Origin of the sequence: Agromyces excoecariae, assembly GCF_051715505.1 — a bacterium.
Lineage (GTDB): Bacteria > Actinomycetota > Actinomycetes > Actinomycetales > Microbacteriaceae > Agromyces.
Map to the genome: position 1 here is coordinate 184,571 of NZ_JBPSLA010000015.1, position 19,989 is coordinate 204,559.

Here is a 19,989-nt window from a genome sequence, read left to right on the forward strand (position 1 = left end):
AGGGCGTCGACGGATGCCGCGCTCAGCGCGCCGCACGCTCGATCACGAACTCGGGGGTCTCGACGAGCGAGCGCGCGACGACGCAGAAGCGCTCCGTCCCGGTGCGGAGGCGCTCGAGCGCGGCGTCGTCGGCGTCGGTGTCCACGACCGCGGTGACGACCACGTCGAGGAGCCCGACCGGCACGTCGCGGCTCATGCCGAGCGTGCCGCGCGCGTCGAACACGCCCTCGGCGCGCACCTCGGCGGAGCGGATCTCGAGGCCCATCGCCGTCGCCACCGACCGGAGCGTGACCCCCGCGCACCCGACGAGCGCCTGCAGGAGCAGGTCGCCCGAGCAGGCGTCGGAACCGTCGCCGCCGGTCGTGGGGTGCAGGCCCGTGCGCACCGGCCCCGCCCATCCCTCGACGGTCGCCGTGATGCCGGGATCGGAGAAGCTCGCACGCGCCGCGACGGGCGCGATCGCGGAGTCGGGGTCGGTGCGGTAGCGGTCCTTCAGCGGCGCCTGCAGCGCCCGGAGCTCGGCCTGGTCCATTGCGCCATCCTCGCCGCGTCGCGGCCGCTGCACCAAACGGGCGACGCGGGCCGCTCAGTCGGTGAGCAGCCGAGTGGAGTGCTCGAGATGGGCGCGCATGGCCTCGGGCCCGCGCTCGAGGAGCTCGACCAGCAGGCGCCGGTGGTCCTCGACGAGGTCGGCGACGCTGGAGTGCCGCCGGATGTGCGCGACGAACAGCAGCATCTCGCTGCCGATCGCCGCGTGGGCTTCGATGATGCGGGGGCTGTCGGATGCCGCGACGAGCGCCGCGTGGTAGTCGGCGTGGGAACGCTCGATGCGCCGCCACGCGGCATCCGTCGCCCCGCCCGGGCCGTCGTCGCCGGCGCGCTCCATGGCATCGACCGCCGCGCGGGCGGGCTCGAGCACGTGGTCGGGCAGCGTGCCGCCGTACCGCGCGAACGCGATGCGCAGCGCCTCGATCTCGAGCGCGGCTCGCAATTGCTGCAACGCGACGATCTCGCGATCGTCGAAACTCGTCACGCGGACGCCGCGGTACGGCTCGGCGACGGCGAGGCGCTCGGCGACCAGCCGCTGGAACGCGGCGCGCACGGTGTGCCGCGACACGCCGTGGCGGGCCGACTCGTGCTCCTCGCGAAGCGGGGTGCCCAGGGCGAGCTCTCCGCTCAGGATCTCGTCGCGCAGCACCGCGGTGACGCGCTCGACGGCCGTCGAGGCCGCCACGGCGTGGACGCGCCCGGATTCAGCGGTCGAGGTTGGCACGCACCACGAGCCAGACCCCGACACCGACGGCCGCCGCGACGCCGACGGCCAGCGCGATCGCCGCGCCGGGTTGTTCGTCGGCGAAGCGCTGCATCCTGCGCTTCGCCCGCGCGGTCGCGCGCGCCGCGCGCTTCGGCACGTTGAGCTTCTCCTCGAGCGCGCCGAGCGTGCCCGCGAGTTGGTCGCGTGCGGCGCGCGCATTGTCGTGCGCCTGCAGGCGCGTGAAGTTGCGCTGCTGCTTCCTGTCGAGCCGGACGACGTCAGTGCCCGTCATAGTCGCCCCTTCCGGTGATGGCGTCGATGTCCTTGCGGACGCTCTCGATGGTCTCGAGCGGCTCGCTGCCGCGTCGGAAGTTCGCGAGCGCCACACCGACGAGGATCGCGATGAGCAGCAGCAGGATGCCGGACACGGTGAGCGCGGCAGCCCAGCCGGGCATCACGAGCGAGAGCGCGAGGATGCCGGTCGCGATGAGCGTGCCGAGCAGGAAGATGCCGATGAACGCCGCGGCGACCACCAGCCCCGCGCCGATGCCGAAGTGCTTGGCCTTGTAGCTCAGCTCGGCCTTGATCTGGTCGATCTCGGCCTTGACGAGCGCCTGGATCTGGTCGGGCAGTTCACCGACCAGGGTGAACAGCGACCGGTCGTCGTTGAGTGGTGCAGCCATCGGGTGTCACCTCCGCTGGTCGGTCAGGACGAGGACGAGGACGAGTCGGACGAGCCCGAGGCCTTGGAACCCGACCCGCCGGACTTCGCCGAACTCGAGCGGGTCGACGAGCTCGACCCGGAGGACTTCGACGTCGACGACTTCGAGCCGGACGACTTCGACGTGGACGCCGTCGACGCCGTCGACTTCGCGCCGCTCGTCGAACCGGTGCCGGTCGTCGACGACCCCTCCGTCATCTGCCGCACCAGCTTCTTGGCGTTGTCGAGCACGGCGTCGCCCACGTCGCCGGCGCGAGCCATCGCGAAGTCCTTCACGGTCTGCACGCCGTCCTGGACGGCGGGCTGGTTCCAGACGCCCTGGGCGGCCTTCTGGATCTGTTCGTAGCGTTCCCGCCCCGCCCTCGTGCCGAGCACGTAGCCCACGCCGAGACCGACGACGAAGAGGATCTTGCCCTTCATGTGCACCCCATCCCCCGCTGCGGTTCTTCAGACAGCGTCACTCCAGCGTAGACCCCGGCGGATGCGGCGCAAGGGGGTTGCCGGGCGATCCGGGCGATCGTATGCCGATCCGGCTATGCATCCTCGGCGAGGCGGAGCGACCGGCGGCGGATGCGCTCGGCGGCCTCGACGGCGTGCGGGACGACCGACGCGAGCCCGGTCCCGGCGACCCATGAACCGGCGAGCGCGAGGTCCTCGTCGTGCTCGAGCGCGGCCTCGAGCGCTCGCACGCGACCGCGTTGGCCGACGGCGGCCTGCGAGAGCGCGTCGCGCCAGGCGGATCGTCCGTGCGCGCGCAGGCGCGACGCGTCGAGGTCGACGCCGAGCAGCGCGGAGGCGTCGCGCAGGGCGAGCTCTGCGACGGCGTCGTCGCCCAGGCCGTCGAGCGGACTCGCGGCTCCGGCCCGGCCGTAGGACAGCCGGACCACGTGGCGACCGCCGGCCGCCTCGGCGAGCCAGGGCCACTTCGCGCTCGAGTGCGTGAGCGCCTTCGCCGCGACACCCGGCGTGCCCGCCGCGACGAGCACGCCCGTGCCGCGGGGTGCGGCGTCGAGTTCGGGCGCGTCGAGCACGAGCGTCACGAGTTCGACGGATGCCGCGGCCGGCCACTCCTCGACGAGTGCGTCGGCGGGCGCGATCCCCGCGAGCAGTGCGCGCGAGACGTGGGCGGGCGTGGCGACGATGGCGAAGCGCGCATCGACGACGACGGATGCCGCGGGCGCTTCATCGGCCGGGAGGTCGCCGGCCGGCACGCCCGCATCGGCCGGCACGGGCTCGCCGATCGCGCGCCAAGTCGCCGCCGAGCCGTCCGCGTCGGCGACGGTCCGCTCGAGCGCGGTCGCACGGACTCCCGTTCGGACCTCGGCGCCGAAGCGCGCGAGCTCGTTCGCGAGCGCGTCGACGAGCGTGTGCATGCCCCCGCGGAGCCCGAGCACGGCGCTGCCGGCGCGTCGGGCCTCGATGAGCTGGCCGACGCCGCCGGAGAGCGACCCGGCGCGGGTCATCGCCTCGTTGAGGCCGGGGGCGACGACGTCGACGTCGAGGTCGTCGGGGTCGGTCGAGTAGACGCCCGCCGAGATCGGCGTCACGAGGCGGTCGAGCACGGCGTCGCCCATCCGCTGGCGCACGAGGGGACCGAGTCGCTCGGCGCGGCCGATCTTCAGGATCGGGGTGATGCGGTCGCGCCACGCGCGCCAGGCGCCGCCCCAGCCGATGATCGCGCGCACGTCCTCGCCGAGCGGGTTGGCGGGGATGCCGAGCACGCCGGTGCGCGGCAGGCGAGCCGCGCGGCGCCCGCTCCGGTCGCCCCAGACGAGCCAGGCACCGGCCGGATTCGGCGACTCGACGGCGTCGGCGAGGCCGAGGCGCTCGACGAGCGTCGAGACCGAGTCGTTGCGGGTCGCGAACGACTCGGCGCCCGCATCGAGCGCGAGGCCGTCGACCTCGATGCGGCCGACGCAGCCGCCCGGGCGTTCGGACTGCTCGAGCACCACGACGCCGAGGCCGAGGCGCGCGCACTGGAGCGCGGCGACGAGCCCCGCGACGCCGCCGCCGAGCACGACGACGTCGGTCGAGCGGTGGTCGAGCGGTGCGGCGGCGTCGGTCATCGTCCGGCCTCGTGCACCAGCTCGACGACGCGCGTGAGCACGGCCGGGTCGGTCTCCGGCGGCACCCCGTGCCCGAGGTTGAACGCGTGCGAGGGCGCCGTGCGGCCGCGCGCGATCACGTCGCGGACGGCGGCCTCGAGCACCGGCCGCGGCGCCGCGAGGAGCGCCGGATCGAGGTTGCCCTGCAGCGGCACGCCCTCGCCCACGCGGAGCGCCGCGACGTCGAGCGGCACGCGGTAGTCGACGCCGACGACGTCGACGCCGACGGACTTCATCGCGCCGAGGAGCTCGCCCGTGCCGACGCCGAAGTGCACGACCGGGACCGCGTGCGTGCCGGCGGTGCCGGAGGCATCCGTCGTCTCGTACGTGAGGTCGTGCACGTGCGCGAGGGCCGCGGCCGAGGCGGGCGCGACGTGCGCCTCGTAGTCGGCGAGCGAGAGCGCGCCCGCCCACGAGTCGAACAGCTGGGCTGCGGATGCCCCCGCCAGCACCTGCGTGCGGAGGAAGCGGCCGGTCAGCTCGGCGGTCCAGTCCATGAGGGCGCGCCAGGCGCCGGGGTCGGCGTGCATGAGCGTGCGGGCTGCGAGGTGGTCCTTCGACGGCCCGCCCTCGGCGAGGTAGGCCGCCAGCGTGAAGGGCGCGCCGGCGAAGCCGATGAGCGGGGTCGAGGTCGGCGCACCCGGCGCGGTGAGTGTCGCGAGCTCGGCGACGGTGCGCCGCACGGCCTCGGTGATGGGCCCGGCGGCCTCGTCGAGGCGGGCGGGGTCGATCGCCGTGAGCTCGGCGACGGCCGCGGCATCCGCGTACGCCCGACCGAACACCGGACCGCGGCCCGGCTGGATCTCGACGTCGACGCCGACGAGCTTCAGGGGCACCACGATGTCGCTGAAGAAGATGCCCGCGTCGACGCCGTGCCGCCGGACCGGCTGCAGGGTGATCTCCGCGGCCATCGCCGGGTCGAGGCACGCGTCGAGCATCCTCGTGCCGACGCGCAGCTCGCGGTACTCCGGCAGCGACCGGCCGGCCTGCCGCATGAACCAGACGGGCAGCGTGTCGCTGCGCAGGCCCCGGTAGGCGCGGACGAGGCGCGAGTCGTGGGTCAGGCCGGCGGCGAGCGGATGCTGCGGGGAGAGGTTCACCGTGACATCCTCCCCCATCGGGCTGGGCGGGCACTGATGCCGCTCGCCCGGGCGGCACGGAGGCGCGCGCCGGGTGTCGGCCGTTCGGAGGACTGGGGCTGGTGGCCGCGCTCCCACGACGCTATGGTCGGTCGGGTCGTGCGTCCCCGCCACGACGACGCGCTCCGCGCCCCCCGCGCTCGCGCGCCTCCGCCACCCACGGAGAACACCACTGTGTCCAGCATCGCAACGCGGCACCGCACCGGACTCATCGTGCTCGTCGCCGTCATCGCGGCCGTCGTCATCGCCGTGCTCGTCCTCGGCGCTCGACAGGTCGAGCGGGTCGTCCCGACCCTTCCCGAGGTGCCCGGCACCCCGATCGCACTGGGGCTCGCCGTCGTCGCCGGCCTCGTCATCCTCGTCTCGGCGATCGTGCGCGGCGCAGCGTCCGCGCGAGCGCGGGCCCGCCATCGCGCACTCGAGTCGGTCCACGCCGGGGCGGTGGGGTGCGGCATCCGCAACCGCGAACTGGTCGGCCGCCTCGATGGACTGACCCGTCCCGGCAGCCGCGCCCCGCGACTGCCCGCTCGGTTCTCGATCGTGGCCGACGACCACGGCATCGCGTTCTGGGGCGGCGGGCGACGCCCGAGGCGCGCCGCCGCCTTCCCGTGGCGCGAGGTGCGCAACATCCGAGCCGACTCGACCGTCGCGGGCAGCACGAGCGTTCCCGTCGCGGTCGTGCGGATCCGCCGCGACGGCTCGAGCATCGAGCTGCCGATGATGCTGAGCGACCCGCGCCCCGGACGGTACGCGCTCACCGACGCGCCGTTCTTCGCGACCGTCCGAGCATGGAAGGCGCGGCACCGTGCCGCACTCGCGGCCGAGGGCCTCGAGCTCCCGCCGGTGACGGGCGCCATCCCGGTCGTCCGGCAGGGGCGAGCCGCGGCCTGAGCCGTCGACTCCGAGTGATGTGACGCGGCCGGTCGGAGGCGGTTTCGACGCCGGGTAGAATCGACCGGTGCTCATCTGCCTCTCCGCGAGCCACAAGAACGCCGGCTTCGACATGCTCGAACGTCTCTCGGCGTCCTCCGAGCACGCCGGACCGCGGCTGGCCGACGGGCACGACGCGGTCCGCGGCGCGGTCGTCGTCTCGACGTGCAACCGCTACGAGGCGTACCTCGACCTCGACGTGCCGCACGGCGGTTCCCCCGTCGAGGCCGTGCACGACGCCATCTTCGCGGTCGGCGACGTCGCGGGCCTCTCGACCGACGAGCTGCGGAGCACCTTCGACTTCGTGCACGGCAACGCCGTCGCCGGGCACCTGTTCTCAGTCGCCGCAGGCCTGGAGTCGGTCGTCGTCGGCGAGGGCGAGATCGCGGGCCAGGTGCGCCGCTCGCTCGAGCGCGCCCGTGCCGAGGGCACGACCACGCCCGAACTGGAGCGCCTCTTCCAGCGCGCCTCGCAGACCTCGCGCAAGGTGAAGAACCGCACGGGCATCGGCAACGAGGGCCGCTCGCTCGTGCGCCTCGCGCTCGAGCTCGCCGAGAGCCGAGTGACCGACTGGTCGGCCGTGCGCGTGCTCCTCGTCGGCACCGGCCGCTACGCGGGCGCGACGCTCGCGGCGCTCCGCGACCGCGGCGTCGTCGACGTCGCCGTGCACTCCGTCTCCGGTCGCGCAGGGCGCTTCGCCGAGAACCACGGCATCGAGGCGGTGTCGAACCCCGACTACGCGATGGCCGCCGCGGGCGCCGACCTCATCGTCACGTGCACGACCGTCGACCACCACGTCGTCGATCGCGACCTGCTCGAGCTCGGGCGTGCCGAGCTCGCCGTGGCCGGCGGGCCCGCTCCGGTCGCGCTGCTGCCGGGCCGCGAGTCGACGGCGTCGACGGGCCGGTCGAGCGCCGGGGGCGCGACGGATGCCTCGAGCGCCCCGGACGACGCGGCTGCGGTGCCGCGCCAGCTCGTCATCGACCTCGGACTGCCGCGCAACGTCGCGCCCGATGTCGTCGAGGTCGCGGGCGTCGAGCTGCTCGACCTCGAGACCATCAAGATCCACGCGCCTCTCGAGGAGTTCGGCTCGACGGACGCCGCCCGTGAGATCGTCGACCGCGCCGCCCGCAACTTCGGCAGCGTCGCCGAGGAGCTCGACCTCGCCCCGGCCGTCGTGGCCCTCCGCCGCCACGTCTTCGACGTGCTCGACGCCGAGATCGAGCGCGCCCGCTCGCGCGGCGACGACGATGGCCGCACCGAGGCGGCCCTGCGGCACATGGCGGGCGTCCTGCTCCACACCCCGATGGTCCGTTCGCGCGAGTACGCCCGGAACGGCGAGCAGCAGGCCTGGCTGGACGGGCTCGAGGCGATCTTCGGCATCCGCCCGGAGGCGGAGCCGGTCGGATCCGCCCCGGCGTCCGACGCCGACGACACCGTCGACGCGGAACAACGTCGCGCCTCCGGCTCCCGCTGACCCGATCCCACCGCGGCGGCCCGAGGGGCCGTGCTGCGCGGTACGCTGCCGTTCGATGTCCACGATCCTCCACGCGCTGCCCGACGAAGCGGCCGACGCCGGCCCGCCGGCCCTTCGCCTTCCGTACGACGTGGCCGAGGCCGAGCGACGGCCGTTCACGACCGCGCGGATGACGCTGCGGCCGCTCGCGGCATCCGATGCCGACGACGTGTGGGAGTACCAGCGCCTGCCCGAGGTGCTCCGCTACATCCCCTGGCCCGAACGAGCGCGCGACGAGGCCCGCCAGCACACCGAGGCGCGCGCGGCGATGCGCCGGCTCGTCGCCGACGGCGACGCGATCTTCCTGGCGATGGCGCTCGACGGGCGCGTGATCGGCGACCTGATGGTCCGCCTCGCGAGCGCGCAGCACGCGCGACTCGAGATCGGATGGGTCGTGCACCCCGACTTCCACGGCCGCGGGCTCGCGACCGAGGGAGCCGACGTGCTGCTCGACCTCGCGTTCGGCCGGCTGGCCGCGCACCGCGTCGTCGCGCACCTCGACGCCCGCAACGCGGCATCCGCGAGTCTCTGCGAACGCCTCGGCATGCGGCGCGAGGCGACCCTCGTCGAGGAGGAGTACAACGACGGCGAGTGGCAGGACACGGCGTCGTACGGCATGCTCCGGCGCGAGTGGCGCGCGCTGCGCGCGGCCCGCTCCGACTGACCCAGGGCTCGATCCGCCCGTCGCCGCGATCCGGCGAGCGCGTCGGGCGGACTCCGTACGTGCCTCAGCGGGCGCGCGGCAGCGTCACCGCGAGCACCGCGCCGCCCCCGGGCGCATTCGTCGCCGACGCGTCGCCGCCGTGCGCGCGGGCGATGCCGCGCACGATCGCGAGCCCCAGGCCGGCGCCGCCGGTCACGTCGAGCCGGTGCGGCGAGCGCGCCGACGAGCCGCGCCATCCGGCCTCGAACGCGTGCGCGAGGTCCTCCTCGGCGAAGCCCGGACCGCTGTCGGCGACCGCGAGGCGCACCGCGTCGTCCCCGCCGTCGACGGTGACCTCGACGCGTCCGCCGGCGGGGGTGTGCTGCAGCGCGTTCGCGAGCAGGTTCGCGACCGCGCGCCCGAGTTGCAGCGCGTCGCCCTCGACCGTGCTCGACTCCTCGGCCGTGACGACGAGGTCGAGCCGGACGCCCGCGCCGTCGGCGAGGCCGCGGAGCTCCGAGACGGCGTCGCTCGCGACATCCGCCAGCGACAGCCGCTCGGTGCGCAGGCGCAGGGCGCCCGCGTCGATCTGCGAGACGGCGAACAGGTCGGCGACGAGCGCGTCGAGCCGGTCGACCTGCGCCGCGATGCGGGCGAGGTAGCGGTCGGGGTCGGGCGCGAGCCCGTCCTGCAGGGCCTCGGCCTGCGCGCGGATGCCGGCGAGCGGAACGCGAAGGTCGTGCGCGACGCGCGTCACGAGCTCGCGGCGGGCCTGCTCCTGGCGCTCGACCTCCTCGCGCGCGGCGCGGATGCGCGCATCGGATGCCGCGAGCTCGTCGAGCACGGCCCGGAACTCGCCGATCGGCAGCGGGCGCGATTCGACCGGGACGCCGCGGCCGAGATCCTCGGCCGCCGAGCGCAGCACGCGCGCGGCGCGCGCGATCTCGGCCCCGAGGATCGACGCGGTGAGGATCGCGACGACCCCGCTCGTGACGGCGATCGCGAGCGCGATCTGCGCGTCGTGGTCGGAGAGGTACATCGCCTGGGTCGCGACGAGCACGCCCCCGACGACGGATGCCACGGCCGCGACGACCACCGTGACGAGGTGCACCACGATCGGGGCCCATGCGAAGCGGCGCAGCAGCAGCCAGGCGATGAAGCCGACCGCCGCGGCGATCGCGGCCGACACCGCGACGACGAGCAGGAGGTCGGTGCCGCTCATGGGGTCGCCTCCCCGCTCGCGCCGGTGCTCGGTCCGCCGCTCGCGCCGGCGCCGGGCGCGCCGTTCGCGCCCGGATCGTCGAACCGGTAGCCGTACCCCCAGACCGTCACGAGCATGCGCGGGTTCGCGGCATCCGCCTCGATCTTCTCCCGCAGCCGCCGCACGTGCACGGTGACGGTCGACAGGTCGCCGTGGCTCCAGCCCCAGACGCCCTGAAGCAGGTCCTCACGCGAGAACACCGTGCCCGGCCGGCGCGCGAGGAACGCGAGCAGCTCGAACTCCCGCTGCGTGAGCGCGAGCCGGCGCCCGTCGAGGTCGACCGTGTGGGCGGCGGTATCGATGCGGAGCGGCCCGCGAGAGATCACCGCGGCCTCCGAGCCCGCGACGGCCGCTCCGGCGGCCTCGACGGCGAGCGCCCGACGCAGCACCGACTGCACGCGCAGCGTCAGCTCGCGCGGCGAGAACGGCTTCGCGAGGTAGTCGTCGACGCCGGCCTCGAGGCCCGCGATGCGGTCGTCCTCGCCGCCCAGGGCCGTGAGCATGATGACCGGCACCTGCGAGGTCGCGCGGATGCGACGGCACACCTCGATGCCGTCGACGCCCGGCAGCATGCGATCGAGCACGACGAGGTCGGGGCGCTCCGCGGCGATCCGGTCGAGCGCGACGAACGCGTCCGCGGCATCCTGCACCCGGAAGCCCGCCGATTCGAGGTACGCGCGGCACACCTCGAGCACGGTCGGGTCGTCGTCGACGAGGAGCACGAGGCGCCCGTCGAGCAGCAGGTCGACCTGGTCAGCCACCGATCACCTCCTCGAGGCGTGCGATCGGATCGTACAACCCGGCGTCGAGGATCCACGTCTGCAGCGTCTTGTCGAAGCCGGTGACGACCATGACCCCGACGGCGATGAAGATCACGCCGATGGTGCGGCGGAACCATCCGTCGGGGTTCGCGAGCCACCCGAGCCGCCGCACGAGGGTCCGACCCAGCAGCGCGATGAGCAGCAGCATCGCCGCCAGCCCGACCGCGTAGGCGACGACGTACAGCACGCCCTCGCCGAACGAGACCGGGAGCACCGCCGCCACGATCAGCGCGTAGGTCGGGCTGCAGCTCGAGAACACCGGGCCGAGGGCCGCGCCCGTCAGGATGTCGCCGCCGACGCTCTGCCGGCGGACCGAGCGGTCGAGCAGCTCGCCGCTCTTCGCGCCCCAGCCGAGTGCGGTCGACACCCGCTCCCACAGTCGCGGGAACACCATGTCGACGCCGAGCAGGATCACGATGCCGCCGGCGATCACCTGCCAGACCTGCGGCGGGATGCCGAGGAGCGCCGTGGTCGCCTTGAGCAGCAGCGTGAAGGCGACGACGGATGCCGCGAGCGACGCGGCGATCACGTAGGGGCGGTACCGCGCCCGCCGCTCGTCGCCGCCCTGGACGATCGAACCGCCGACGATGACGGGCAGCAACGGCAGCACGCAGGGCGCAGCGACGGTCAGCACGCCGGCGGCGAGGGCGAGGGTGAGCGACGCGGTCACGGGAGGGCCTGCCCCCTCACGGCATCGCGGCGACGAGCGACTCGACCGAGGGGTCCTCGTAGAGCACGACGCTCGAGATCTTCTCGCCCGCGTCGTCGACGAAGACGATCGTCGTCTGGATCGTCACGCCGTACCGCTGGCGCAGGTCGGTGCGCGAGTCGTAGTCGACCTTGAACACGGTGAGCCCGTCGGGCGCGCCCTGCGCCTTCAGGTCCTCGTCGAGCGCGCGGCACTTCGGGCACCAGCTCGCGTGGAAGAACAGCGCCTTCGGCCCGGCGGTCGCCTCGATGGCGCCATCGGTGTAGTCGAGGTACGCGCCCTCGGCCGGCGCGGCGGCAGCCGCTTCGGCGTCTTCGGATGCCTCTGACTCGTCGGTCGCGTCGGGCGTCGCCTCGGTGGTCGACGGTTCGGCCGAGCTCGTGGGCTCGGCGCTCGCGCCGGAGGCATCCGTCGCCTGAGCGGCACAGCCGGTCAGTGCGAGCGCGGCGACGAGCAGCATCGCCGCGGCGATGGGGCGGGCGGGGCGTTCGGGCATCACGGTGTCCTCGTTCCGCGGGCGACCTCCGCCCGTTCCCTCCACGGTACGTCGTGGCCCCCGCTCCCCGCCGGGCGGTGGCATTACGGAACCCTGACGGCCGTCACGCCCAGAGCGACCGCGGCTTCGCCGACGCCGCCCCCGCGCCCCGTCACCTCCCGGCGACTTCCGCGGAATGGCGAGGAGCAGCAGCCCTTTTCCGGGGCTCGCGGGGTGCGGACGCGTGGGGTCTCGGGCGCCTCGGGGTCGCGGGTCGCGGGGTGCGGGAGCCTGGCGGTGCGGGCGGCTCGCGGTCGTGGGCGGCTCGGGCCGGCAGGCGCTGCGGGAGCCGGCGCACGCCGGGCCGCGCGTCAGGCGCCGGAGCGCCCAGCGCGTCAGGCGCCGACGAGGCGAGCGGCGAGGTACCCCTCGAGCTCGGAGAGCGGCACGCGCTCCTGGCCCATGGTGTCGCGGTTGCGCACCGTCACGGCGTCGTCGTCGAGCGAGTCGAAGTCGACCGTGATCGCGAACGGCGTGCCGATCTCGTCCTGGCGGCGGTACCGCCGGCCGATCGCGCCGGCGTCGTCGAAGTCGACGTTCCAGTGCTTGCGAAGGGTCGCGGCGACTTCGCGCGCGAGCGGCGAGAGCTTCTCGTTGCGCGAGAGCGGCAGCACCGCGGCCTTGACCGGCGCGAGGCGCGGGTCGAGCTTCAGCACCGTGCGGGTGTCGACGCCGCCCTTCGCGTTCGGCACCTCCTCGACGTGGTAGGCGTCGACGAGGAACGCCATGAGCGAGCGGGTGAGGCCCGCCGCGGGCTCGATGACGAACGGGGTCCAGCGCTCGTTCTTCTGCTGGTCGAAGAACGAGAGGTCCTTGCCGGAGTGCTTGGCGTGCGTCGACAGGTCGAAGTCGGTGCGGTTCGCGACACCCTCGAGCTCGCCCCACTCGCCGCCCGTGAAGCCGAAGCGGTACTCGATGTCGACGGTGCGCTTGGAGTAGTGGCTGAGCTTGTCCTTCGGGTGCTCGAACAGGCGCAGGTTCTCGGGGTCGATGCCGAGGTCGACGTACCACTGGAAGCGCGTGTCGATCCAGTACTGGTGCCATTCCTCGTCGCTGCCCGGCTCGACGAAGAACTCCATCTCCATCTGCTCGAACTCGCGCGTGCGGAAGATGAAGTTGCCGGGCGTGATCTCGTTGCGGAACGACTTGCCGATCTGGCCGATGCCGAACGGCGGCTTCATTCGCGCCGCCTGCAGCACGTTGGCGAAGTTCACGAAGATGCCCTGCGCGGTCTCGGGGCGCAGGTAGTGCAGGCCCGACTCGTCGTCGACGACGCCGAGGAAGGTCTTCAGCAGGCCCGAGAAGGCGCGCGGCTCGGTCCACTGGCCGCGGGTGCCGCAGTTCGGGCACACGATGTCGAGGAGGCCGTTCTCGGGCTCGCGGCCCTTCTTCTCCTCGTACGCCTCGACGAGGTGGTCCTCCCGGAAGCGCTTGTGGCAGTGCAGGCACTCGATGAGCGGGTCGCTGAAGACCTCGACGTGGCCGGAGGCCTCCCACACCTGCTTCGGCAGGATGACGCTCGAGTCGAGGCCGACGACGTCGTCGCGGCCCTGCACCATCGACCGCCACCACTGCCGCTTGATGTTCTCCTTCAGCTCGACGCCGAGGGGGCCGTAGTCCCACGCGGACCGGGATCCGCCGTAGATCTCACCCGCCTGGAAGACGAAGCCCCGGTGCTGGGCGAGCGTGATGACGGAATCGAGACGGGTGGGTGCGGCCACGGTGGCTCCAATGGTCCAGGAAGGGAATCGGGCGAGTCGCCCGCGAAGTCGCTGTCCATCCTACGAAATGTGAAGGGCGTCGGATGCCGCGGCTTCGCGGCGCACGGGCGGCACGCCCGGCCGCGGGCCGCCCGCCGGTGTACAACGGCCTGAGACCGCCGACCCGGACGGCGACCGGCACCCGACCCCACCGCACGGCGACGCATCGCAGGAGGGAGCGACGCATGGGCTTCACCAGGCGCGTCTTCCTGACCGGCGTCGCGGTCGTCGGAGTCCTCGCCGTGGGCCGCGTGATGGCCGAGCGCCAGGAGGCCGACGAGGAGCAGGCCGCCGTCGAGGAGTTCCCGGCTCCCGAGCTCGCACGGGTCGCCGTCCCCGCGGGCGCCCTCACCGAGCTCCCCGCCGATGCCGGACCGGTGATGGCCTGGACGGTCGACGACGGCACCGACTCCGCCGTGGTCGGCGCCTACACCGCGTTCGCGGCGGCGAACGGCATCCGCCTCACGTACTTCGTCAACGGCGTGTACGCGTCGTGGGACGACAACGCCGACGCCATCCGGCCGCTCGTCGAACGCGGCCAGATCCAGCTCGCCAACCACACGTGGTCGCACCCCGACCTGACGACGCTCAGCGACGCGGAGATCCAGTGGCAGCTGCAGCACAACCACGACTACCTGCAGTCGGTGTACGGCATCGACGCGCGTCCGTACTTCCGTCCGCCGTACGGCGTGCACGACGCGCGGGTGGATGCCGCGGCCGCCGCGATCGGCTACACGGTGCCGACGCTCTGGTACGGCTCGCTGGGCGACTCGGGCGAACTGTCGCAGCAGCAGGTCATCGACCTCGCCGACGAGTGGTTCGGCCCCGGCCGGATCGTGATCGGGCATCTGAACCACGACCCGGTGATCGGCGCCCTCCCGCGCCTCAAGGCGATCCTCGACGAGCGCGGACTCACCACCGTCACGCTGAACGACGTCTTCACCTCGGAACAGCACCCCTGAGCCGGCGGTCGAGCCGACGGCGCGACGACGGATGCCGCCGGCTCACACCGAACGGATCGTCTCCGGTCCGATCTCGCCGACCGATCGATGCCCCGCGAGCGCCATCGTGAGGTCGAACTCGGCGACGTGGTTGCGGATCACCTCGTGCACGCCGGCCTCGCCCGCGACCGCGAGTCCGTAGGCGTAGGGCCGCCCGAGTCCCACCGCCGTCGCACCGAGCGCGAGGGCGATCACGGCGTCGGCGCCGCCGCGGACCCCGCTGTCGACGATGATCGGCACGCGACCCGCGACCCGCGCGGCGACCGCCGGCAGCGCGGCGAGCGACGCGACCGAGGCGTCGACCTGGCGGCCGCCGTGGTTGGAGACCACGATGCCGTCGACGCCGTGGTCGATCGCGCGCTCGGCGTCATCCGGGTGCAGGACGCCCTTGAGCACGACGGGCAGGCCGGTCCAGTCGCGCAGCTTCACGAGGTCGTCCCACGTGAGCGCGGGCTGTGCGAAGACGTCGAGGAACGTCTCGATCGCCGCGCGCGGGAGGGGCGATCGCAGCGCGTCGCGCACGCCGCCGTCGACGAGCGGGCTCCGTGCGCCGGCACGGGCGATCGCGAGTGCCGACCCGAGCAGCGTCGGCGTGACCTTCGGCCGCGGTCCGCCGCCCTCCCCGCGCGCGACCCGCTCGCGCACGAGCTCGGCGAAGACCGGGTCGCTCGTGTACTGCGCGATCCCCTGCCCGCGTGTGAACGGCAGGAAGCCGAGGTCGAGGTCGCGCGTGCGCCATCCGAGCAGGTGCGTGTCGAGCGTGACCACGACGGCCTCGCAGCCGGCCGCCTCGGCGCGGCGCAGCAGCGACGCGTTGAGGTCGTCGGAGGCGCTCCAGTAGAGCTGGAACCAGCGGGCGCCGTCGCCCATCGCCTCGGCGACCTCCTCCATCGGCCGCGATGCCTGGTTCGAGAGCACGTACGGCACGCCGAGCGCGGCGGCGGCGCGCCCGACCGCCACGTCGGCGTCGCGGTGGGCGAGCTCGACGACCCCGATCGGCGAGAGCACGAAGGGGGTCGGGCGGCGCCGGCCGAACAGTTCGATCGAGAGGTCGCGCTCCGCGACATCCGTCAGCACCCGGGGCCAGATGCCCCACTTCGCGAAGGCGGCGCGGTTCGCGGCGATGGTCCGTTCGGATCCCGCCCCGCCGGCCAGGTACGCGTACGCCTCGGCCGAGAGCGCCTTCCGGGCCGCGCGGTCGAGCGCCTCCGGATCGACAGGCACGACCGGGCGCGTGCCGGAGAGCCCCGCGCGGTAGACCTCGGACTGCACCGCTCGCGCGAACCCGCGGGTCGCCTCGGCCATTCGCATCGCTCCTTCGCGTCGGGACTGCGACGAGCGTAGCGGGCGCCGCGAGGCGGGGCGCCTAGGCTTGATGGATGCCGCTGCCCGACCTGCACGTCGCCGCGATCGCGCTCGTGCGCGACCGCCGGGTGCTCATGGTCACCGCACGGGATCGCGACGTGCACTACATGCCGGGCGGCAAGCTCGACCCGGGCGAGACGCCCGCCGAGGCCGCCGCACGAGAGGCGCTGGAGGAGGTCGGGCTCGTCCTCGACCCCGCCCGGCTCGTCGAGGCCTTCACCGTGCGCGAGCTCGCGCACGGGCAGGGCGAGGGACAGCACGTGCGCATGCACGTCTTCCTCGCCGAGACGGATGCCGCGCCCGTGCCGTCCGGCGAGGTCGGCGCGGTGCACTGGGTCGGCACCGCCGACGCCGACCGCTGTCCGCCGGCGGGCGTCGAGGTGCTGCGGCGGCTCGCGGCATCCGGCCTCGTCGACTGAGGGCGAGCGCATCCGCGCCCGGGCTCGGCGCGACGCGACCACCGCCGCATCCGGCATGATCGAAGCGGGGCCGGCGGAAGGGGGTGCGGATGTCGCGGACGCGCGAGTTCCGCCGCGGCGACCAGACGACGGTGATCACCGAGTCGGGCGCCGGGCGCCCGACCTACGTGCTCGTGCACGGCATCGGCATGGGGCACCGGTACTGGTCCGACCTCGCCGACGAGCTCGCCCGTGACGGGCGCGTCCTGGCGCTCGACCTCCCGGGATTCGGCGACGCGCCCGAGCCGCGCGAGACGCAGACGATCTCCGAGACCGGCGCCCACCTCGCCGCGCTCCTCGAGGCGGAGTGCGGCGGCGAGCCGGCCGTGCTCGTGGGGCACTCGATGGGCACGCAGGTCGTGGCCGAGGCCGCCGCGCAGCGGCCCGGGCTCGTGGCATCCGTCGTGCTCATCGCACCGACCGTGAACCCCCGCGAGCGATCGGCGTTGATGCAGGGCGCGCGCCTGCTGGAGGATCCGTCGCTGACGCGCCCGAAGGTCGTGGCGCTCGGCATCCGCTCGTACCTGCAGGCCGGACCGCGCTGGTACTTCCGGCAGCTCCGGCGCATGCTCGACCACCGCATCGAACTGGTGCTCCCGGACATCGCCGCCCCGACGCTCGTGGTCCGGGGCGAGCACGACCGCCTCGCGCCGCGCGCGTGGGCCGAGCAGGTCGCGCGGATGGTGCCGCGCGGCCGCTACGTCGAGGTCGCCGACCGCGGCCACGAGACCATGGTGACGGCGGGCGAGCGCGTCGCCGACCTCGTCGCGCGGCACGCGAGCGGCGAGCACGTCGGGCACGAGGTCGAGCGCGTGTCGGAGCCGCAGGAGCTCTCGGCGATCGCGCGGGGCTGGTGGTGGGCGCGCGACTACGTGTACGCCGGCATCCGCCAGGTCGCGATCGTCGCCGAGGGGTGGAGTCCGCCCGCGCGCTGGCGCCGGGGCCGCGAGGACCTGCCCGAGGCGCTGCTCCTGCCCGGCATCTACGAGCACTGGTCGTTCCTGCGGCCGCTCGGCGACGCGCTGAACGGGGCCGGCTACCGCGTGCGCGTCGTGCACGGGATGGGGACGAACCGACGCGGCATCGCCGACACCGCGGCGCGGCTCGGCCGGGCGCTCGGGAAGCGTCCGGCGCCGGAGGCGGGCCGGGTGATCATCGCGCACAGCAAGGGCGGCCTGGTCGCCAAGCAGCTGCTGGTCTCCGGGTCGGATGCCTCAGCGGGTCCGGAAGCCGCGGGCGACGCGTCGCACCCGCCCGACGGCACCCGCGGACTCCTCGGCCTCGTCGCCGTCGCGACCCCGTTCGCCGGCTCGCGGATGGCGCGGCTCATCCTCGATCCGAGCGTGCGCGCGCTGCTGCCCAGCGACGAGACCATCGTGCTGCTCGGGCGCGCGGCATCCGTCAACGCCCGCATCGTCTCGGTCTTCGGGCGGTTCGATCCCCACATCCCCGACGGCAGCCTCCTCGACGGCGCGACGAACATCCGCGTGCCGGTCAGCGGGCACTTCCGCGTGCTCGGCGCCGTCGAGACCCACCGTGCGGTGCTCGAGGGCGTCGCACACCTCCGGGGTCAGGCGGGCTGACCCGGCTGCTCGGGCCCGATCCGGTAGGGACGCATCATCTCGTTGTCCTCGTGCTCCACGATGTGGCAGTGCCAGACGTACTGTCCGGGATTCACGAAGCTGGCGCGCACGCGCGTGACCTCGCCGGGGTAGGCGATGACCGTGTCCTTGAATCCCGTCTCCCACGGTTCGGGCGGTCGCGGATCGCCGATCGGCTGCACCGGCTGGGCCACTCCGCCGTCCGGGCCGATCTGCAGTGCCTGGCGGTTCACCACCTCGAACACGACCTCGTGCACGTGCATCGGGTGCGCGTCGGCGGTCGTGTTGACGAACTCCCACACCTCGGTCGCGCCGAGGGCCGGGTTCTCGGTGACCGGATCCGCCCAGACCCGGTCGGTCCAGACGCCCGACTGGATGTCGCCGAGGAGCGCCTCGGCCGGACCCTCGTAGACGTCGCCCTCATCGTTGAACCCCTCCGCGGACCTCTCGATGAGCGCGAGCGGCCGGACCACCGTCTCCGCGGGGAGGGGCGTGATCGGCGGAAGCAACAGGTACTGCGGCGGGGTGGTCGTGTCGGCTCCCACGGCCGGCCCGACGATGAACCGCATGACGAGTCCCGTCGAATCCGGGTCCGCGACGTCGAAGTCGAGATCGGGCTCACCGCCGCCGAAGGGCTCGTCGGGGCCGACGTTGCCGAGCTCGTACGAACCGACCGGCACGTTCGTGAAGTCGACGATGACGTCCGCGCGCTCGGCGAGGCCCAGCAGCATCCGGTTCCCGTGGTCGGCCGTGAGGTTCACGGGCGCGGCCAGGAAGCCGCCCTCGTTGCCGATCTGCCAGACCTCGACACCCGGGATCCCGGAGAAGTCGAGGATCAGGAACCGGGACTGGCAGCCGTTCAGGAGTCGGAACCGGTATCGGCGCTGCTGCACCTCGTGGAACGGCCAGGTGTTGCCGTTGACCATGATCATGTTGCCGAAGAACTCGGGCTGCCAGATCGGCGAGAACTCGCCGTCGGGGATGTACGGTCCGACGATGTCGTCGAAGAACGCACGCGTGTCGGGGTAGAAGAGCGATCCGTCGTCATCGAACGAGCGGTCCTGCACGACGATCGGGATCTCGAGGTAGGTCTTGTTCGGCGGGAACCGGTCACCCTCCATCGGCGCGGGCGACGGGAGGACGGCCGTCGTCCCGCTCCGGGAATCGAGCACGGCCTTCTCGCCGTCCGGTCCGCCACGGACGATGAAGAACCCGGCCGGTCCGGCGTAGACGTTGAGCCGCGTCATCCCGAGGGTGTGGTCGTGGTACCAGAGCGTCGACTCGCGCTGGTCGTTCGGGTACTCGAACACCGCGTGACCGGGGCCCCACTCGACGCCGAACGCGGCGGCCGCCTTGCCGGCGAAGAACTCGTACCAGGTGCCGTGCGTGGCGTACCCCTCGGGGATGTCGGCCGCGTCCGGGAGGAACCATGCCTCGGCGTAGCCGTCGCTCTCGTCGCCGACGCCGACCGCGCCGTGCAGGTGCGTGACGAGCGGGACGGGCCCGGTGTACGCGCCGGGGGTTCCGCCGGTGAACGTCGGTCGGCTGTCGCGACCGGCCTCGCCGCCCGGCGGGTTCGCCCAGTGCAGGGTCGGGTCGACGGGCAGCAGGTGGGGCAGAGCGTCGCCGGCGCCGTCCACGAGCTCGTTGATCCACTTGACCTGGACCGGGCGGCCCCACTTCGACTCGATGGTGAGCGACGGGGCATTGTGGACGAGCAGGCCCTTCTTGCTCGCCGACGTGATCGCGCCGTACCCCCAGACGGTCGTCATCGGGAGGCCCGCCGGGAGGATCTGCTGCTCGAACTGCCGCACCGAGATCTCGTAGTAGTCGGCGGGCTTGCCGCCCTTGCGGTTGATCGTGCCGGCCCGCGGCATGACCGGCGGCACGAGCAGTGGAGTGACGAACTTCGGCACGTCGCCCGGCGGCAGCGTTCCGCCGGGGATCTGCGCGAGCGCGACGCGTTCGCCGCCCGGCAGCATCAGGTAGAGCATGAATCCGGCGCCGGCCGCGCCCGCGGCCGCGATGAACGTGCGTCGGCTGATCGGTCGCCCGGCGGGCGTCGCCTCTGACATCCTGCATTCCCCTTGGTGTGGAGCCGGAGCGGGGGCGCAGGGCGGCGACGGCGTTGTGCGAGACGGGTCGACACCAGTTCTACCGGTGCGATCG

The 19,989-nt window shown here is 73.7% G+C and carries 20 protein-coding genes; 6 read left to right on the forward strand and 14 right to left on the reverse strand.

Annotated elements, in window-relative coordinates:
* Nucleotides 1-22: 22 nt before the first annotated feature.
* The 7 genes from ACSJD1_RS15665 to hemE all read right to left on the reverse strand — a co-directional run bounded on the left by ACSJD1_RS15665 (nt 23) and on the right by hemE (nt 5,199).
* A complete protein-coding gene (locus tag ACSJD1_RS15665; RefSeq protein WP_438856210.1) occupies nt 23-532 on the reverse strand; it encodes an OsmC family protein in 510 nt (169 codons plus the stop codon).
* Nucleotides 533-586: 54 nt separating this feature from the next.
* The gene (locus ACSJD1_RS15670; protein ID WP_438856211.1) at nt 587-1,234 is read right to left on the reverse strand and encodes a GntR family transcriptional regulator; all 648 of its coding nucleotides are present in this window, start codon (nt 1,232-1,234) and stop codon (nt 587-589) included.
* Nucleotides 1,235-1,253: 19 nt separating this feature from the next.
* Nucleotides 1,254-1,547 carry a DUF3618 domain-containing protein gene (locus tag ACSJD1_RS15675; protein ID WP_438856212.1) on the reverse strand — a complete coding sequence of 98 codons (294 nt, stop codon included), beginning with the start codon at nt 1,545-1,547 and terminating at the stop codon, nt 1,254-1,256.
* Entirely contained in the window at nt 1,534-1,938 is a 405-nt protein-coding gene (locus ACSJD1_RS15680; protein WP_438856213.1) for a phage holin family protein, read from the reverse strand. The genes ACSJD1_RS15675 and ACSJD1_RS15680 overlap by 14 nt, the downstream gene beginning before the upstream one ends.
* A 23-nt stretch (nt 1,939-1,961) precedes the next feature.
* Nucleotides 1,962-2,396, reverse strand: a complete 435-nt coding sequence (locus ACSJD1_RS15685) for a YtxH domain-containing protein (RefSeq protein WP_438856214.1) — start codon at nt 2,394-2,396, stop codon at nt 1,962-1,964.
* Between the two features lie 113 nt (nt 2,397-2,509).
* Complete coding sequence (gene hemG / locus ACSJD1_RS15690; protein ID WP_438856215.1) at nt 2,510-4,042, reverse strand: protoporphyrinogen oxidase; 1,533 nt, start codon at nt 4,040-4,042, stop codon at nt 2,510-2,512.
* Nucleotides 4,039-5,199 (reverse strand): uroporphyrinogen decarboxylase, encoded by a 1,161-nt coding sequence (hemE, locus tag ACSJD1_RS15695; protein WP_438856216.1) that lies wholly within the window; start codon nt 5,197-5,199, stop codon nt 4,039-4,041. Before hemE ends, hemG begins: the two co-directional genes overlap by 4 nt.
* A 195-nt stretch (nt 5,200-5,394) precedes the next feature.
* Here hemE and ACSJD1_RS15700 point away from each other — a divergent pair, with 195 nt between their 5' ends.
* From ACSJD1_RS15700 to ACSJD1_RS15710, 3 genes are all read left to right on the forward strand, one after another.
* A complete protein-coding gene (locus tag ACSJD1_RS15700) occupies nt 5,395-6,111 on the forward strand; it encodes a hypothetical protein (protein ID WP_438856217.1) in 717 nt (238 codons plus the stop codon).
* Between the two features lie 67 nt (nt 6,112-6,178).
* A complete protein-coding gene (locus tag ACSJD1_RS15705) occupies nt 6,179-7,627 on the forward strand; it encodes a glutamyl-tRNA reductase (protein ID WP_438856218.1) in 1,449 nt (482 codons plus the stop codon).
* Nucleotides 7,628-7,682: 55 nt separating this feature from the next.
* A complete protein-coding gene (locus ACSJD1_RS15710) occupies nt 7,683-8,330 on the forward strand; it encodes a GNAT family N-acetyltransferase (RefSeq protein WP_438856219.1) in 648 nt (215 codons plus the stop codon).
* A gap of 64 nt (nt 8,331-8,394) precedes the next feature.
* Here ACSJD1_RS15710 and ACSJD1_RS15715 read toward each other — a convergent pair whose 3' ends face one another.
* The 5 genes from ACSJD1_RS15715 to ACSJD1_RS15735 all read right to left on the reverse strand — a co-directional run bounded on the left by ACSJD1_RS15715 (nt 8,395) and on the right by ACSJD1_RS15735 (nt 13,356).
* Entirely contained in the window at nt 8,395-9,531 is a 1,137-nt protein-coding gene (locus ACSJD1_RS15715) for a sensor histidine kinase (RefSeq protein ID WP_438856220.1), read from the reverse strand.
* Entirely contained in the window at nt 9,528-10,331 is an 804-nt protein-coding gene (locus ACSJD1_RS15720) for a response regulator (protein WP_438856221.1), read from the reverse strand. The genes ACSJD1_RS15715 and ACSJD1_RS15720 overlap by 4 nt, the downstream gene beginning before the upstream one ends.
* A complete protein-coding gene (locus ACSJD1_RS15725; RefSeq protein WP_438856222.1) occupies nt 10,324-11,061 on the reverse strand; it encodes a cytochrome c biogenesis CcdA family protein in 738 nt (245 codons plus the stop codon). Before ACSJD1_RS15725 ends, ACSJD1_RS15720 begins: the two co-directional genes overlap by 8 nt.
* Nucleotides 11,062-11,077: 16 nt before the next feature.
* Entirely contained in the window at nt 11,078-11,596 is a 519-nt protein-coding gene (locus ACSJD1_RS15730; RefSeq protein WP_438856223.1) for a thioredoxin family protein, read from the reverse strand.
* Nucleotides 11,597-11,970: 374 nt separating this feature from the next.
* Complete coding sequence (locus ACSJD1_RS15735) at nt 11,971-13,356, reverse strand: glycine--tRNA ligase (RefSeq protein ID WP_438856224.1); 1,386 nt, start codon at nt 13,354-13,356, stop codon at nt 11,971-11,973.
* Between the two features lie 224 nt (nt 13,357-13,580).
* Between ACSJD1_RS15735 and ACSJD1_RS15740 the strand changes: the two genes are divergently transcribed.
* Nucleotides 13,581-14,357: a polysaccharide deacetylase family protein gene (locus ACSJD1_RS15740; RefSeq protein WP_438856225.1), complete on the forward strand. Its 777-nt coding sequence runs from the start codon at nt 13,581-13,583 to the stop codon at nt 14,355-14,357.
* Between the two features lie 42 nt (nt 14,358-14,399).
* On the opposite strand, the gene ACSJD1_RS15745 is transcribed toward ACSJD1_RS15740, so the two are convergent.
* Entirely contained in the window at nt 14,400-15,701 is a 1,302-nt protein-coding gene (locus tag ACSJD1_RS15745) for an alpha-hydroxy-acid oxidizing protein (RefSeq protein ID WP_438856226.1), read from the reverse strand.
* 74 nt (nt 15,702-15,775) lie between these two features.
* Between ACSJD1_RS15745 and ACSJD1_RS15750 the strand changes: the two genes are divergently transcribed.
* Together ACSJD1_RS15750 and ACSJD1_RS15755 are read left to right on the forward strand one after the other, a co-directional pair.
* Nucleotides 15,776-16,180 (forward strand): NUDIX domain-containing protein, encoded by a 405-nt coding sequence (locus tag ACSJD1_RS15750; protein ID WP_438856227.1) that lies wholly within the window; start codon nt 15,776-15,778, stop codon nt 16,178-16,180.
* An 89-nt stretch (nt 16,181-16,269) separates the two neighbouring features.
* Nucleotides 16,270-17,802, forward strand: a complete 1,533-nt coding sequence (locus tag ACSJD1_RS15755) for an alpha/beta hydrolase (RefSeq protein WP_438856228.1) — start codon at nt 16,270-16,272, stop codon at nt 17,800-17,802.
* Here the strand turns inward: ACSJD1_RS15755 and ACSJD1_RS15760 are convergent.
* The gene (locus ACSJD1_RS15760; RefSeq protein ID WP_438856229.1) at nt 17,790-19,895 is read right to left on the reverse strand and encodes a multicopper oxidase family protein; all 2,106 of its coding nucleotides are present in this window, start codon (nt 19,893-19,895) and stop codon (nt 17,790-17,792) included. The two genes, ACSJD1_RS15755 and ACSJD1_RS15760, sit on opposite strands and share 13 nt — an antisense overlap.
* Nucleotides 19,896-19,989 lie beyond the last annotated feature (94 nt).